General features: G+C 63.6%; 10 protein-coding genes. 4 read left to right on the forward strand and 6 right to left on the reverse strand.

Annotated elements, in window-relative coordinates:
- Nucleotides 1-17 precede the first annotated feature (17 nt).
- From ACYQ6J_RS12885 to ACYQ6J_RS12910, 6 genes are all read right to left on the reverse strand, one after another.
- Entirely contained in the window at nt 18-1589 is a 1572-nt protein-coding gene (locus ACYQ6J_RS12885; RefSeq protein ID WP_460184588.1) for a lipopolysaccharide biosynthesis protein, read from the reverse strand.
- Complete coding sequence (locus ACYQ6J_RS12890; protein WP_460184589.1) at nt 1582-2745, reverse strand: sulfotransferase; 1164 nt, start codon at nt 2743-2745, stop codon at nt 1582-1584. The genes ACYQ6J_RS12885 and ACYQ6J_RS12890 overlap by 8 nt, the downstream gene beginning before the upstream one ends.
- A 102-nt stretch (nt 2746-2847) precedes the next feature.
- Nucleotides 2848-4950, reverse strand: a complete 2103-nt coding sequence (locus tag ACYQ6J_RS12895; RefSeq protein ID WP_460184590.1) for a polysaccharide biosynthesis protein — start codon at nt 4948-4950, stop codon at nt 2848-2850.
- A gap of 214 nt (nt 4951-5164) precedes the next feature.
- Nucleotides 5165-8023, reverse strand: a complete 2859-nt coding sequence (locus ACYQ6J_RS12900; protein WP_460184591.1) for an O-antigen ligase family protein — start codon at nt 8021-8023, stop codon at nt 5165-5167.
- A gap of 72 nt (nt 8024-8095) precedes the next feature.
- Nucleotides 8096-10438, reverse strand: coding sequence for a polysaccharide biosynthesis tyrosine autokinase (locus tag ACYQ6J_RS12905; RefSeq protein ID WP_460184592.1), 2343 nt, complete (start codon nt 10436-10438; stop codon nt 8096-8098).
- 18 nt (nt 10439-10456) lie between these two features.
- Nucleotides 10457-11710 carry a polysaccharide biosynthesis/export family protein gene (locus ACYQ6J_RS12910; RefSeq protein WP_460184593.1) on the reverse strand — a complete coding sequence of 418 codons (1254 nt, stop codon included), beginning with the start codon at nt 11708-11710 and terminating at the stop codon, nt 10457-10459.
- 671 nt (nt 11711-12381) lie between these two features.
- Between ACYQ6J_RS12910 and ACYQ6J_RS12915 the strand changes: the two genes are divergently transcribed.
- The 4 genes from ACYQ6J_RS12915 (at nt 12382) to ACYQ6J_RS12930 (ending at nt 16532) form a co-directional block, all read left to right on the forward strand.
- Nucleotides 12382-12984 carry a hypothetical protein gene (locus tag ACYQ6J_RS12915; RefSeq protein WP_460184594.1) on the forward strand — a complete coding sequence of 201 codons (603 nt, stop codon included), beginning with the start codon at nt 12382-12384 and terminating at the stop codon, nt 12982-12984.
- Between the two features lie 415 nt (nt 12985-13399).
- Nucleotides 13400-14110, forward strand: a complete 711-nt coding sequence (locus tag ACYQ6J_RS12920; RefSeq protein WP_460184595.1) for a 3-keto-disaccharide hydrolase — start codon at nt 13400-13402, stop codon at nt 14108-14110.
- Between the two features lie 77 nt (nt 14111-14187).
- On the forward strand, nt 14188-14889 hold the full coding sequence (locus ACYQ6J_RS12925) for a 3-keto-disaccharide hydrolase (RefSeq protein ID WP_460184596.1): 702 nt from the start codon (nt 14188-14190) through the stop codon (nt 14887-14889).
- 329 nt (nt 14890-15218) lie between these two features.
- The gene (locus tag ACYQ6J_RS12930; RefSeq protein WP_460184597.1) at nt 15219-16532 is read left to right on the forward strand and encodes an aminotransferase class I/II-fold pyridoxal phosphate-dependent enzyme; all 1314 of its coding nucleotides are present in this window, start codon (nt 15219-15221) and stop codon (nt 16530-16532) included.
- Nucleotides 16533-16585: the final 53 nt, after the last annotated feature.

The following is a 16585-nucleotide window of genomic DNA, read 5'->3' on the forward strand; positions in this document are numbered from 1 at the left end:
GCGAAGAGTCTTCCTCGTCAAGCGGCGCGGCGATTCTCGGCGGTTGAATCGTCGCTCGTTTCGGTGCCGTACGATGTCGCGCGCAGCTCTTCGCCGGACTCTCGCCGGAGTCGCGGCGCGTGCTGTCGATGCTTCCACGCGTGGGCAATCGCGATCAGATAAAGAGGCAGCATGACGCCTTGCGCAATCGTGAAGCCCACTGCCGCTCCCCACAAACCGTAAAGACGAGTCATCGGGGGCAGTAGCAGCAAGACGAGGACCAGGGACGTCGTTCGAATCGCCACGTGCGTCTTGAACCGTAAGAGCGTATCCAAGGCCCGTCCGAGCGGTCCCGTCAGGTACAGGATCACCGCCGATCCCATGACCCAAACCGCCATATCCCAATGCCGGGCCATGTCGTCGCGGAAAAGCCATTGCAAAACGAGCGGTCCCCAGCCGGAGATCACGATCATCCACGGGACGACGCCCAAAAGGGCGCTGACCGTCGTGACACCCGCCAGCAGGCGCAGGAAGCCGCGATGATCGCCTTGGCGGTAGTAACGGGCCAATCGGGGACTCATGGTCTGACCCATGGCCACGACGAAGATCATACCCATCCCCGCCAGTTGCAACAGTGAGGCGAATATCGCCAAGGACGCCGGACCCAATACGCTTTCCACGACGTAGCGAGGAACGTTGGTGATGAGGTTGATTTCGAACGCCACGATCGCCAGCGGAATGCTGTGGCGGATCAGGCTGCCCCAGACGGGCGTGGGGCGAACGAACGATACGTGCTCTTGGTCTCGATCCCCGTGAAGGGCTTCCCTACGGCACACGGTCGAACCGTGGGTCCGGTATTCGGCGAGGGCGGCGGTATCCGCCGAGGGTTTCCTCGATGCAACGTCGGCGGATTCGCCCGAGGTGTGCGCAGAATCGTCTTCCCGCCGCAGTCCGCGGAGGAGGCGCTGGGCGTTGGGAAGGTCCCAGGCAAGACAGACGGCGACGGCGGCAAGGGCGTCCAAGGCGGCGGCCAAGGTAATGGTTCCGCCCCAGTGGATTGCGCCGCAAAAGGCCGCGACTCCCAATAGATGCCGGAGGATGAGACTGAGGCCGATGCGGTCCATGCGTTCTTCGCGCTGGAGGACGCCGTGCAGGATGTCGGAGGCGCCGTCCCAGAATCGGGTCGCCGCCGCACAGAGGATCAGCGCGACGCGGTGGAAGGAATAGCCCAACACAAGTCCCAGCACGACCGCCACGCCCCAGGCCGCCGCCGATCCGACCAGGCGGAGCGAGAAGTAGTGCTGAAAGGGGTACTCGCGGGCCACGTCGTTGATGAGCAGCGGGCGGAGTCCCAAATCGGTGACGGCGAAGATGGGTCCGGTCAGCGCCAGTGCGGCGATGTACACGCCCGCCGCCTCCCAACCCGCCCACTTGACCAGCAAGATCAATAGCACGGCCCGCGCAACGGATCGCACCGCATTCCCCGAAAAGACCCACGCCAGGTTCCAGTGGATTCCCAGCGGCGGCAGCGCGCGCGGTTCGGGCCTTCCGGCGGTCGCTTTGTCCGGCAGGGCCGCGGCATTGGCATAAGGGGCGGCAGGCTCAGCCATCGGGATGCGAGCGAAGGGCGGTTCGAGGGGCGGAATCTACAGTCGGCTTCGCGGAAGACCGCGCAAAGTGCGGTCGCGGGATGGGATGGCCCGGCGCGACCGACCGGGGTGCATCGGCTTGCCGTGCCGCATCGCTCGACCGGCGGTCCTTCTCGGGCCGCATGGGGTAACCGTACCAGGCCGCCTTCCACCCGGCGAGCATCCAACATACCCGCTTGTCGGCGGGCGAGAGCTTGCTTTGCCACTCCAAATCCGGCCGCAAGCGGATTTCCCGTTCCATGCGGACCCGATTTCCCGCCACGACGTGCCCGGGGCGCAACGGTGCGGCCGAATTCAACATTTCGAGCCACGGATCGGCGGGCAGACTCAGGACGTCCGCCACGGCGTGCAGCGCTGCCTCGGGCCGGGACGCGAGATCTTCGTATTTCAGCAGCAAGCTGCGTCGCCGATCGTGCCGCCGGCGAACGTAGTCGGAGCAGACATTGACAAACGCCCACACCAGGGCGCTTTTCCAGACCGGTAGGCCCGCCATGTCCGCTTGCACCCCTTTGGCCTCGTCTTTGCGAAAGCTTTTCCGGGCGGACCAGGCGAAGCCTCGAACGTCCCGCACCAGATGGATCAAGCGGAGATCGACCCGGCCGAAATCCCGGTCCATCCGCAACAAGGCCAACGCCCGGGCCGGGTTCTTCGAGGAATCCACGACGATGGGGCGTCCCGAGACCGCGGCGATAGCCCTGAATAGGGCGGCGGTCTGCTCGGCGTAGTCGCGAAACGCCACGCCCGACCGCGCGGGCAGCACCAGTCGCTCGGGGTGAAGCGTGCAGGTCAATCGCACGGCGCTGATACGGCGCTGCTCGAAGGCTTGCAGCAGGTACTCGTAGTGTCTCGGATCGGCGCCGCCCGACTCCCGGCGCCACTGTTCACGCACGGCCTGCCAGAAATCGCAATCCGGAGTGCGACGCCCGCACGAGCAGTACTGCCCCGCGATCCAACCGCTGCGGACCACGTTGCACAGTTCTCCCACCCCTTGAATGCTCGGGTGTGCGCCCAGCAGCATATCCAGGACGGTGGAACCGCTGCGGCCCGCTCCCATGATGAACGCCACACGCGGACGGGTCGAATCCTTGCCCGAAAGCCGAAGGTCTGAATTGGTCATATCTCTTCTTCCTCGCCTGATGTCGGCCTCGCGGGGGCCGCGACCGATCGGTTCTCCGCGACCGGTTTCACCAGGTGCCGTTACTTCGCTTTGCAGGAAGGCTCACGCGGCACGGAGACGGACAGGCTTCGCGGCGGCCTCCCGCGGTGCGGCGGTATCCGGGCGGTAACCGGGAATCAAATCTTGCAACACTTGCAGGACTTCGCCGGGTCGATCGTCCGCCAGATTGCGCAGCCGCGCCAGGTTCTGCCGGAGCGCGGCCAAATCCGCGGCAGGGCTGACGGCGATGCGGATTTTCGGGTGCCGGGTGGGCAGGGATTGCTCTCCCGCCGCCTGCAACTCCTCGTAAAGCTTTTCGCCGGGCCGCAATCCGACGTATCGAATCTCGATGTCGCGGCCCACCTCCAGGCCGGAGAGTCGGATCATATCGACGGCCAGGTCGAGGATGCGGACCGGCTCGCCCATATCCAAGACCAGGATCTCGCCGGCCCGACCGATGACGCCGGCCTGAATGACCAGTCGGGCGGCCTCGGGGATGGTCATAAAGAAACGTTCCATGCGGGGATCGGTGACGGTCACCGGTCCGCCCGCCGCGATTTGCTTCCGGAAGATCTGCACCACGCTGCCGGCCGAATCCAGCACGTTGCCGAAGCGGACGGTGACGAATCGGCAACGAACCTCGCGGGTCAAGGATTGGACGTACATTTCGGCCAATCGCTTGCAGGCGCCCATCACGCTGGTCGGATTGACCGCCTTGTCGGTGGAGATCATGACGAAAGACGTCACGCCCGCCGATTCGGCCGCGTCCGCCAGTTGGCGCGTGGCGAAGACGATGTTCTTGACCGCCTCGCCGGGATGGGATTCCATGAGCGGCACGTGTTTGTACGCCGCGGCGTGGAAGATGACGTCGGGGCGGTGCCGTTGCAAAAGGTTTTCGACCCGGCGACGATCCAAGAGATCGGCCAGGACGACTTCCATATCGATGAACCGTCCTTCCTCGCGCAAGGCGAGAAGATCCGCCAACTCGCGTTCCAAGAAGAACTGGCCCGTCTCGTTGCGATCCAGGAGGATCAGCTTGCGCGGGGCGAAGGGGATCAACTGTCTGGCGATTTCGGAACCGATGCTCCCGGCGCTGCCCGTCACCAGCAAGACGCGATCGCGAAGCCAGTCGCGGATGTGGTCCATTTCCAGGGCCACCGGCTCTCGACGCAAGAGGTCCTGAATGGATACCGGTTGCGGTTGCAAGGCCACGCGACCGGTGAGAAGTTGCTGATAACTGGGCAGGACCTTAAGGGCGACGCCCGCCGCTCGCGCATCGGCGGCCAGCCTTCGCACCTCTCGACCCGTGATGTCGCCCGCCGCGAGAAAGACTTCCTTCACGCCCAGCTTGGCGGAGATGTCGGCGATCCGGTCTACGGTGCCGAGAACGGGGACGCCGCCCAAGCACCCTCCCACCTTGCGCGGATCGCGATCGAGGAAGCCGAGAACGCGATAGCGTCGGCGGGAGTCGCGCAGCACGGCGCGGAGGGCGCCTTCGCCGGCCTCGTCGGCTCCCACGATCAACGTGGGCACGGCGCCGCTCCAGAAAAAGCTGCTCCAACTGCGGTCCCACATCGCCCGCTGCACCGCGCGAAAACCTCCCAGCAGCACGATCGTGGCGCCGCAATCCAAGAGCAGTATGGCCCGGGGAGCCATCTGCGGCGGACCGAAAAATCGCTCCGCCATGGCCGTGGCCAAAAGGGCGAGCCCCGCCGCTTGGATAAGCCGGGCAAGGTCCGAAAACGTCAAGAACCGCCCCCATGAACGGTGAATGCGAAAGCCGACGAACACCGCCAACTTGATGGCGACGACGTATCCGACGGTACTCCAGAACCACTGCTCGACGCGGGGCGGAGTCTGCCCTTCGAATCGTAGCCAAAACGCCGTCAGATATGCGGCCAATAAGAACGGAAGGAGCATCGCGGCCCCTAACAGGCCGCGAAGGTGATGACGCCAAACGCCGGGGGTCGTGCCGCCGCTATCCGCCGCGGAAAGGCGCGGCGTTGCGTTATCTTGTTCCACGGCGGGCGATTGAGAGGCGGAGAGATTCGCGCCGCCGTCCTCGTGCTCCGGCAAGCGAGGGGCAAGACGGAACTTCGCGGCGGGCGATGCCGGCCCGTTCTCTTCCCGCCCGTTGGCTCGACCGAACAGCGGCAGCGATTTCACGACTTCCTCCTTGAAGGCGCCGACGGTTCGCTCCCCGTCGGCACGACAATGCTCGGCGGCATCCTTGCCGCGCGGGTTCCCGATCCGGTTCCGGGTATGGCGGCGGTGAAACCGCGGCGACGCTCGTCACGCGGCGGGAGGGGCATTCATACCGGATTTGGCCGTCCCTCGGCAAGGCGGTTTTTTGTGCCGGGCCGTCACGCGGCGATCCGATTCAGCGCTCCGCCGAGGCGGTTTCCCGCGACGCAACGACGGGGACTTCCGCCCTTTCCGAAAGTTGTCGCGCGCGGAGCGCCGCCAATCGTCGTTCCAGCGGTCGATGACCGGGCCGGCGCAGCAAGCACCACCGCACGTGTTCTTCCGCTTCCGCCCAGTGCCCCAGTTCCTCCAGTCGCTGGGAAAGGTAGTAGTGTGCCCGATAATCGTTGGGATTTAGGGTCGAGGCTCGCCGTGCGGCGTCCAAGGCCCCTTCCCCGTCTCCCATTTCCAGCAGGACGAAGTGCGTCTCCAGCCACAAGGAGGCCTCGGTCGCAGGGTCGTTTTCGATCTTCGCGATTTGACCTTGCAGGGCCGACAGATACGCCTGCGCCAACGGTCCCAGGTTCTCGGCCGGGTAGCTTTTTCGATAGTAGCGATACATGGATCGCAGGGCTTCCAGATCCGGTTCGAAAACGTGTAAGAGAAATTCGGTCTCTTCGGCGACGTTTTCCGGAGAGGCTCGGCCCGCAAGCTGACGGATGAGGCGCGTCTGGTGAACGCGTCCGGCGTGGAAGGCGCGGCGCCAGTAATCGATCCACGCGGCCTCGTCGCCCGCCAAAAAGGCCTGCAATCCGGCTTCGAACAGGATATTGCCGTTGTAAGGCGCGGCGCGAAGGGCCTGGGCGGTCCACTGCCGCAGTTCGGCATCGCCCTCTCCTCGCAGAAAGCCCAATTCGCCCAGCACCAAATACGCCTCACCCAGCAAGGGGCAGAGCCGAACGGCTTGGTGAGCCTCTTGTCGGGCAAGGTATAGCAATTTGCGATGTTCGCCCACCGCTGCCGCCAGCCAGTCGTCGAGCGCGGCGGCGCTGGGGAACTGTGACTGAACGGCGGCATCGCGTATTTGACTGAGCGGCATGGCGTTGTCAGCGCTCAATTGCAGGGCGTGAAAGCGCCGTAGGTAGGCCTGCGCCAGTCGCAAATGCGGTTCGGCCCAGCGCGGTTCCGCCTGAGCGATTCGGCTCAACAGTTCGATCACGCGTCGCTCCGATTCCGCCAGACGGTCCGGGGGGGACTCGTCGCCGACTTGCAGCCAGGCTTCCATGGACGCGCTCTCGGAGGCGCGTTGGAGGGCGAGATACCTTTCCCACAATTGCTGGGCATAGACGGCGGGAATGCGATCCGCGATGACGACGCCGGTGAGTACGGCGACACAGAGGGCCGCCGCCGTCCAAATCATGGGCTTCCACGGTGCGGTTTCCTTTCCGCCGGAATGCGCCCCAGCGCCCGCCGTGATCCTTCGTCGGCGGAGCGATGCAGACTGGGTGGTCGCGCATGTCCGACCACGGGCGGCGTCGGCATCGGTTGCGAAATCCGCCAGGCGCCAAACGCAGGCCGCCAGCGTTACGGCGGTGACGGTCAAGCCCGGCACGTAAAAGACGAAATCGACGAAGCCGTGCAGGGCATGCGCGGCCAGTCCCGCCGCGGCGGCGACCGCCGCCATGCGATGCCGGAGATCGCAGCCGTGACGCGCGGCGCGGCCTGCTCGAACGAAGATCAGTATCCAGCCGCACAGTAATAGGCCCAAACCCGGGACGCCGGTCTCCAAAAGCACTTGCAAGTAGCTTTGTTCGGCATGGGAGTAATAGTGGGCGTGCGAACGTGGGCCTTCGTAGAGGGCCTGCACAAAGCGAAAACTGCCCGCTCCCGATCCGAAAAGGGGAAAATCCTGCGCCGCCCGCCAGGTGTTTTGCCAAACGGTGGTGCGACTCTCTTGCCGGTCCAAGGTCTCCCACGACAGCGCGGCGAGGTCGTCCAGTCGCTCGGCCACGCGATCTCGGCCGAAAATCGCCAATGCCGTCGCTGTGACGAGCACCGCCAGACCCAACAGCCCAATCGCGTAAGGTCGCAGCACTCGCCCGCGATAGAGGGCGGCGGTCGTGATTATCAAGGCCAGGGCCAGTACGACGTTTCCGGCGCGGGAAAGCGACAGCAGTCCGGCGAAGAGCACCATCCCCAGCAAAATCACGCGGATCCATTCCCCCTCGCCGGTTTGTGCGGACGAACCGCCCGAGTTGGTCGGTGTGCCGCCGATCCAAGAGAGCGTCGCCCGGGCCGCGCGAGGTCGGTACGATGCTCCGCGCCGTGCCCCAGGGACGAAGGCGCTGCCGCCGAAGGTCCACCACAGCAGGGGGCCGATGCCCAGGGCCAAGTAATCGGCAAAATGATTGCGATTGGTGAAACAGCCTTTAACGGCGTCCGCGGTGGTGGAATAGGGGTGCTGATAGAACCAGAAGAATTTGCCGTTGCCGGCCACCTGCTGCAAAATACCCAGTCCTGCCACGATCATCACGCCCCAGGCGAGATAGCGGAAAATTCGCTCCACGTCTTCGATCGCCCGAATACGCTGCGCCGTGACCCAAAACACGGCGAAATAAGAAAGGAACAGAATCAGGCACAGTCGCGTTTCGTCGGGCATCAGGCTGAGGAAGGGCCAATGGCCCAAGACGCCGTCTTCATTTTGAAACCAAAGCGGCAGGAAGGACGGGACTGTCGGCGACAGCCGGGTTAGGAGAGACGGGGGCAACGGGAACAGTTGCACGGCCAGAAGCAACGCGCCCGCCGCCGCAAGCCATTCCACGCCCGTTCGCACCAGGGGAGATCGAGCGGCAAACGCCCGGCGGAGACACCAAAGCAGGAGCATTCCTCCCGCGGCGGTCGCCAGTAGCAAATGGCCTAAGGGGTGCCGCCCACCCATCATCAAGGGAACGCCGAAGAGGCAGACCGGTTGCAGGGCGTCCAAGCCCTGGTCGCAAAGGCGTATCCACAACGATCGCGGACCGCTCGAACTGTCGTGAAGCGAGATGTGCGGCATGGCTTGGCGTATTTCCGACGGATCGTACCGAATCCGTGACTTTGATCGACTCGCTCACCGACGCCGACGGAATCAGGCGACGCGCCGCGGCACGATGCGACCGCGGACGGGCGTGGATGCCTCGGTCGGTGCTTCTTCCGCGGCGATTGGCCGGGCAGCGGTATCGGCGCCGCCCTCCGCATCGGTCTCCGTCGGCGGCATCGGCAGGGTTTCCTCGGCCTCCGCACCGTAATAGTCGCCGGAGTAGCCCGCGTATCGGGCTTGTTCATCTCCCGGCAAACGATTGACTGCCAATCCGATGAGCGGAACCTTGAGGATTCGAAGGTGCTCGATCGCCCGGAAAAGTGTGCGCCGGGTGTTCTTGAGAGGTTGCGTGACCAGCAGCGCGCCGTCGGCCATGCGCCCCAAGATGATCGTGTCGCTGGCCAACGGTGCCGGCGGCGTGTCGATGATGACTTGGTCGTACGTCGATTCCGTCCAGGTCAGCAGTTCGCTCATCCGGGCGGAAGCGAGTAATTCGGCGGGATTGACGGGTCGGGCGCCGCACGGCAAAACGTCGAGGCCGGGGATCACGTCGCGGCGGATTCGGCTTGGAGCGGATTCGGCGGCGGGGGACTCCGCGCGAAGGACTTCGGAGAGACCCTCGCGACCCCGCAATCCCAGCAGCGTGGAAAGGCCGGGACGGCGGAGGTCCCCGTCGATCAGCAGCGTGCGTTTGCCGCTTTGGGCAAACGCGGCGGCCAGATTGACGGCGACGGTCGATTTGCCGTCGCCCGGTTCGGCGCTGGTGACGATGATGCGCTCCGTGCGTTCGTCGTGCAGGGCGATCGCGGTGCGAAGAGTGCGAAAGCTCTCGCTGGCGGCGCCGGTGGGGTCTTGAGCCACCTCGATGGCCGCGGCCCCGCTGCCGCTTCGAGCGGCCATTTCTCGCACCACGGTCAGGACCGGCGTCTTCAGTTGCCACTGAATCTCCTCGACGGAGCGGAAGTGATCGTCCATGACGTCCAGCACGTAGACGATCAACAAACCCAGTCCCAAACCCAGCAGCATGACCATGGCGACGGTGCGGGACAGGCTCGGAGAGACCGGAGTCCGGTTTTCAACCGGTTCGGTGATCAGCGATGCCCGCAAGTCGCGCGTCAGTTCGATGTTGGTCAGCCGTTTCACCAGGCCGCCGTACAACTCGCGCAAACCCGCGATGTCGTTCTTCAGCATCTCCATCTGGGCCAGTCCGCCGGCCAATTGTCCGGCTTCCACGCGAGCGATTTCGTACTGCTCCGCCAGCGAGTTTTCCTTTTCCACGCATTCGGCCAAGCGCTGCCGCATCAGGGCCAACAAAGTCGGCCCAAGCTCGTCGGCTTCGATGGTGTTCAGACGGTCGCGAAGTCGCTGCTGGAATCCCTGAAGGTACATTTGATTGGCCGCGATTCGCTGCAAGAGCTGTTGGACCCGCGGATGGTTGTCGCCCAGGTGTTCCCGTAGGGCATTCAGGGCCACTTGATCCTCCAGGATGCGTCGTTCGGCTTCGGCTCGGGCCGTGGCATCCTGGGGATTGAAGCCCAGGCTGTTCAAAAGCATTTCCCGCCCCACGGCGTCCGACATGGTGTTCAGATACTGCCGCAGGTCTTCGCCGTTTCGAATCGCAGCTTGCAGGGCGGCCAGAGACGCCGCCAGTTCGACGCGTTCCTTCTGAGCTTCGATCAGGGAGGCGTTGAAGGCCTTGGCCCGCTCCACGAGCGGATGCAGAAGTTGGCCGCTGCCGCCCGAATCCAGGGCGCCCAGCGACCGGCTGAGGTCTTGAAGTTGTTGCTCCTTTTCACTGAGGCGGACGCTGAGGTCATCCTTTTCCTTATTCAAGGTTTGCACGATCTCCGCGGCCGTCCCCTGATGCGTCTCGCGCATGAATTCCAGATAGGAATCGACCACCGCATTGACCACCCGAACCGCCGCGGAGGGATCCTTGGACTCGTAGGTGACGGTGATGATATTGGTCTTATATACCGCCGCCGCCGAGAGACGCATTTGCAATTGCTTGATCCATTGTTCGGGCGAATCCGGCGACAGATCGACGGCGATATCCTCGGGCGCCAATCGTTTCAAGGCGCCTTGCAAGACCTTCGCGCTGGAAATCAGGTTGACGAACGTCGGCATCAGGCTGTCGTCGCGATTGGACTGGACCTCGATGGTGGGCGAGAGCGAATTCTCGCCGGTCTGCAAAATAAGCAGTTCCGCCTTGGCGGAATAGATCCGTTCGGACGTGGCGTAGTACAGGGCGCCCAGCAGGGCGGCGGCCAACAGCACGGCGGCCACCACGCGCCAACGGCGTCGCACCGCCGCCGCGAACTGCATGGCCGCGTGGACCAAGTGCGTGGTCGAGTCGGGAAGCATGGTAGCGGGCAAAAGCGAGTCGGGCATGCCTGTCTTCCGTCGCAATCAATTGAGCGGCACGGAGCCGCCGATATGCACGAAGCCTTTCAGCAGGTTGTAAATGAAGGTGCCGGGCGTCTCCTCGATGGAGATTACGTCGCCGGCCGCCACGAAGAGATTCTCTTGCGAATCCTCCTTGGCCCGCCGCAAACTGACCTTGATGAGTACCGGCTCCTCTCGACCCGGCACATGCCGTACGATCCAGACCTTGTCCGCCAAAGGATTGCTCTTGCCGCCGGCCAAGGCGACGGCGTCCAAGATGCGGATGGGTTGATCGGGCGGCATGGGGTAGGCTCCGGGTTTAGCCACCAGGCCGTCCACAAAGAACGGCAGGGCCTCGCGTTCCGTCACGTTCACCACGTCGCCGTCCGCAAGGCGATACTCGCGGGGCGAGCCGCCGTCGGGTGACGTCAAATTGATCTGCCGCACGCGAAGCGGGCTGGAGTCGCTCCAACCGGCGGGCCGCACGCCGTCAAATGAACCGTCCGCGGATCCGGCGTCCGCGGTCAGGGGGGGCCGCTCGGCCGAGGATTCGGAACTTTCGGCGCGGCGAATCTCGACGACCGGGCCGGCCTTGGTATTCAGCCCCTCGGCCGCCACCAAGGCGGATAAGAGATTGCTGTTCGATGCCGGCAGATTGTAAACCCCCGGCTTGTTGACCGCCCCGACGACCGTCACCTGATAGGTCCGTTGCTGGCTGCGAATCACGGTAACGGTAGGATGCCGAAAGACGTCGCGCTCCACCGCCGCCGCCGCAATCGCGCGTTCCGCCTCCGCGAATCGCAACCCGCCCACTTGGACCGGGCCGATGTACGGCACCCGAATGATCCCCAGGTCGTCCACGCGGACGGGCACGGGGTTCGGCCGACTCTCCAAGTCCGTGGCCACCGTCACCTGAAGAACGTCCCCCGACATGATGACGTCGCTGGGAACGCTTTGGTCCGAGAATTGCGGCAAGGGAATGTTCCGCAGATCCGGTACCGGCTTGGCTTGGAATTCGACGGGTAATTTGGAGGGTCGATACACCTGCCGCTCGGCGCACCCCGCCAAAGGCACGCATAGGAAGAAGAGAAGCCCCAACAACTTCACGATCAACCCGGCGGCGACACTGCCGTCACTATCCTGAATGCGGATTGCGGTCCCCGCGGTCCGTGGATCAGATTCGAATGCGGCGATGGTCATAAGGATGGAGCCGGCACAGCGATGAAATCGAACGTTCAGCCCGGTCGAGAACAATCGCTCCACCGGGAAACCACGCATCGTATTCGCGCAAGTCGCCGATCGCCGGAATTCCGCGGAATCCGAGGACGGCGGTGCGGTTGGGGTAATACCGAATACAAGCAGTGTCGGTCAACCGCGTTTGAGGCGGTTTGTCGGGTATCGGGAGGAAATCCCCGGTCGGTGGAGCCGCATCATGAGGTGGACTTCCGATTCCGGTCACGGTCTGTTGCGTCCAATGGCGGCATGGACGTGAGAGATAAAGTCTGTCTTTCCGGAAATGCCGGGGCGGGGACTTGTCCGCAGAACTGCGGGCAAAGATATTCACCAAGTTATCCAGATTAACTTTTTCCCTCAATTCAGCGTTGGTTGCTCAAATCGCTGAAGCAAAATCGACAAAAGTTTCTTGTTTACCCTACACACCGCACACGTTTCATACGATGGAATCGTTGCAGACCTCCGATTTATGATTTCCTACCCAACCCGCACCCTTGACAACGGGATTTGAGCTGTTAATCTAAGGAAACTAGGTATGGAAGAAAGTGTCTGTTGCCGTGTCGCCGCTTAAACAGGGCGCGGCGGATCATCGGCGACAGCAAGGGTTGTACACCGTGGTCGCAGCCCCCGTACCTGCGGGCCGTCGCTGGGGAGATTTCTCGCGACGGCAGTAGTGTCACCTTTGTTTTGGGTTCCTGTGTTAGGAGGTCCGAGTAATGAACCGACTGATGATTTCTGGTGTCGCGGCCGTTTGCGTCCTCGTGAGCGCCGCCATTTACGCGAACGCCGGCGTGCTGCGCGGCCACAAGGCCTGCTGCGCCCCGGCCGCCTGCGAACCGGCTTGCGAACAACCCGCTTGCCAACCGGCTTGCGAGCCGGCCTGCGCTCCCAAGCACTGCGGCCTGCTCGACAAGGTTCGCGCCCGCAAGGCCGCCAAGGCCTGCTGCGCCCCGGAAGCCTGCGAACCGGCTTGCGAAAAGCCCGCTTGCGAACCGGCTTGTGAACCGGCCTGCGAACCTGCCTGCGCTCCGAAGCACTGCGGTCTGCTCGACAAGATTCGCGCCCGCAAGGCCGCCAAGGCCTGCTGCGCCCCGGAAGCCTGCGAACCGGCTTGCGAAAAGCCCGCTTGTGAACCGGCTTGTGAACCGGCTTGTGAGCCTGCCTGCGCTCCGAAGCACTGCGGTTTGCTGGGCCGTTTGCACGCCCGCAAGGCCGCCGCTTGCTGCGTCGTGGACCCCTGCGCTCCCGCCGCCGAAGCGGCCGCCCCTGCCGCAGCGCCTGCCGCTCCGGCCGAAGCCCCTGCCCCTGCCGCCCAATGAGCTGAGTCCCGGCGGGACGGTCCTTCCTAAGCCGTCACGCCGTGAGCTTGCCTTCAGCTCGTTTACGGCTGAGACGGCGTCTTCCTTGTTTCGTGGGATACGCTTGCCCTGTTGCGGTTCCACGCTCTAGAGTCGAAAAAGCTGCCATCGAAGCCGGCTTCCCCCAAGGTGGTCGGCTTCCGATGCTTTTGGAAGGCGCGTTCACTCGCACCGACGCCGGCGAGCCAAGTTTTTGCGATGCTTGAGAGCGGCGGAGCGTCGCGTTAGACTACAGGTCCCCCGGGTGCGCAGCGGGACGTTCATCGACCCCGGCGACGACCGTGGGTCGTGGTTGCCGGGACCCGGCGATGCCCTCTGAAGGTGACCGTTACCCGATTCCAGCTCTGCGTCGATTTCGGCAAAAAAGGGCCAAGCCATGAATATCCATCGCATAATCCTCTTGTTGGTAGCGACGGCCTGCTTGCCGACGTTATCCGCCCGGGCTGTGGAAAATACCGGCACGTCGGAAAACAACTGGGTCGATCTCGTTCCCGCCCAAGATCCTTCCGGTGAGATACCGGGCTGGGGGTGGTTCTGCGAAGACGCGAACGTGCCGGTGGGAAAAGTTTGGCGGTTGACCGCGGACGGCGTCCTCCAATGTGCCGGCACCCCACGGGGATACCTATTCACGCAACGCGAGTTCTCGGACTTCGAATTGCGTTTGGAATGGCGATTTCCACGTGAGGCGGGCCGAGGAGGCGTCCTGTTGCGGACCACCGGACCGCATCGCATCTGGCCCAAGAGCTTGGAAGCCCAAATCAATTCCCCGGACGCGGGCGACTTTTGGGGACTGGGGGGATTCGCCTTCCGGGGGCCGAGTGATCGCCTCGAAGTTCGTGAGCACGCCGTCTTCGGAAAACTGACCCATCTCTCCAAGACCGAAGCGGCGGAAAAACCGGCGGGCGCATGGAACGCCTACGAAATCACGGTGCGAGGGGACGAGGTCGTACTGGTTATCAACGGTCGTCCGGTCAACCTCGCCACGCGGTGCGAAACGGTTCCCGGCAGGATTTGCCTCACGGCGGAAGGCGACCCGATCGAGTTTCGGAACATCCGGTTGCGAGTCCTGCGGAATTCGCAAGAATGAACCGTGCCGGTATCACGGCGTTGCGCATGGGCATTATCGACAACGTTTTGAGTAATCCATTGAGAGGAGAAGCTTCGATGTTGCGCACGTTTTCGGTCGTATTGACGCTGGTTCTGAGTATCGGCCTTGCGGGCAATGTCCCGGCCGAACCTTCCGCAGGCAGCGATTCCACGGCGGGTGAGGTCCGACTGTTCAACGGGCGGAATCTCGACGGTTGGGACTTTTTCGTGATCGATCCAGGCAAGAAGATCGAGGACGTTTGGTCGGTGCGCGACGGCCTGCTGGTCACGCAGGGCGAACCGCTCGGCTATTTGTTCACCAAAGGTAAATACAAGAACTTCCGGCTTACGGTGGAGTGGCGTTGGGAACCGGGGACGGAACCCGGCAACAGCGGCGTCTTGCTGCGGATCGCCGGCGACCCGGTTTCCTTCCTTCCCAAGTGCGTGGAAGCCCAACTGCAAAGCGGGAGCGCGGGCGATATTTGGGCGTTTTACGGGGCGGCCCTCCGCGGCGATCCGGCACGCTTCCGCAAGATCACCGGCCACGAGAAGATCGGCGATTTCGTCGGCGTCGGAAAGATCAAGGCCGCCGAGAATCCGCCGGGCGAATGGAACCGATACGAGATCGAACTCGTCGGGCCGAAACTCACGCTTTGGATCAACGGCCAGAAGGTCAACGAGGCCGAAGGATTGGACGTGGCGGCGGGACCGATCGGTTTGCAGTCCGAAGGGGGACGCATTCAATTCCGGACCGTCACGTTGAAACCGTTGGCCGACTAGTCGGATTACCGTCCGCGGGAACCCCGCGAGTTCCGTCGGGCGATCGCCCTCTCGGGGAGACGTTTTGTCGGTCGTCGAGCGCGGCGGCAACCGCCGGCCCCGCGATGCATCTTTTTCGCCCTCGTGAGAAGCCGGCGAAGCGGATAGAATGTCGAGAATGGGCGGCAGCGTCGGGGCGTGCCCCCAATGGGCTGCCGGCCTAAGGCGCGGAGTATCCGCCGGTGTCCCCGAAGGCTCGGCACCGGGTCGGCGCGAACCCGACCGGGGTCGGGTCGGTCCTTTCCGGAATTGCCTAAATAACATCGGCATAGATTCAGGTCGTCCTGCTTATGCACGCTGAGAATCGCGAAGTGGAACCGCCGATCGGTCCGACCGAGGCGACGCAGAAATTCCGTATTGCGGTGGCGGATCGAGTTCATCGTCTGCCGCCGTACCTGTTCGCGCGGATCAACAAATTGATGTACGAGAAGCGTCGGGCGGGCGCCGACGTTATCGACCTGGGGATGGGGAACCCCAGCGATCCTCCGCAAGACATTGTCATCGAGAAGTTGGCTGCCGCCGCCCGCGACCCGGATAACCACGGTTATTCCGAGGCCCGAGGCATCCTAAACCTCCGCCGCGAGGTGGCCGCGAAGTATTACAAGCAGCACGGTGTGCGATTGGACCCGGAGAACGAGGTCATCGTCTGCTTGGGCTCGAAGGAAGGCTTCAGCCATTTGTGCTTGGCCTTGCTCGGACCGGGGGACACGGCCATCGTGCCCGCGCCCTCTTATCCCGCCCATACTTACGCCGTAATCCTGGCGGGGGCCAACGTCATCAGTCTGGACGTCACCAAGCCCGAGCTTTTCCTGAGCAATATCGCCTACACCTGCCAATACCTATTTCCCAAGCCCAAGCTTGTGGTGGCCAATTTCCCGCACAATCCGACGGCCACGGTCGTGGAAAGGGATTTTTACGTCGATTTGGTGCGACTGGCCAAGAAGTACGGCTTCTTGATCGTCAGCGACTTGGCCTATGCCGACATCACGTTCGACGGCTACAAAGCCCCCAGCCTGCTCACGTTGGCCGACGGCATGAAATACGGCGTCGAACTGACGACCATGAGCAAGGGTTATAACATGGCGGGGTGGCGGGTCGGGTATTGCTGTGGCAATGCCGAAATCGTCCGCGCCCTGGCTACCGTGAAGGGATACTACGACTACGGCATGTTCCGTGCGATCCAAGTGGCGGCCATCGTGGCCTTGCGGAAGACCGACGCCGCCGTGGAAGCCCAGGCCCTGGAATATCAGCGGCGCCGCGATGTGTTGTGCGACGGGTTGGAGCGATTGGGCTGGGACATCGAGCGTCCTAAGGCGACGATGTTCGTTTGGGCCAAGATTCCGGAGCCTTGGGCCAGTCGCATGCCGTCCGTGGACTTCGCGATGAAACTGCTCGAAGAGGCCGATGTCGCCGTTAGTCCCGGCGGCGGTTTCGGACCGACCGGCGAGGGTTATCTCCGATTAGCCCTGATCGAGAATCAGCATCGGTTGCGGCAGGCCGTGCGGCAGATCGGGCGATGCTTGGGCCGGTCTGCCGAACCGCGCAAAAAGGGCGCGGCGGAATCGCCCGAGCGGCATGAAGCGTCCGTACCCGGCGCGGGATAGACGTGCCGCCGTCGTCTCACCGCGGGACGAGGTGGAGACTTTTCGATAGCCCG

It is taken from the genome of Thermopirellula anaerolimosa, from assembly GCF_054657335.1.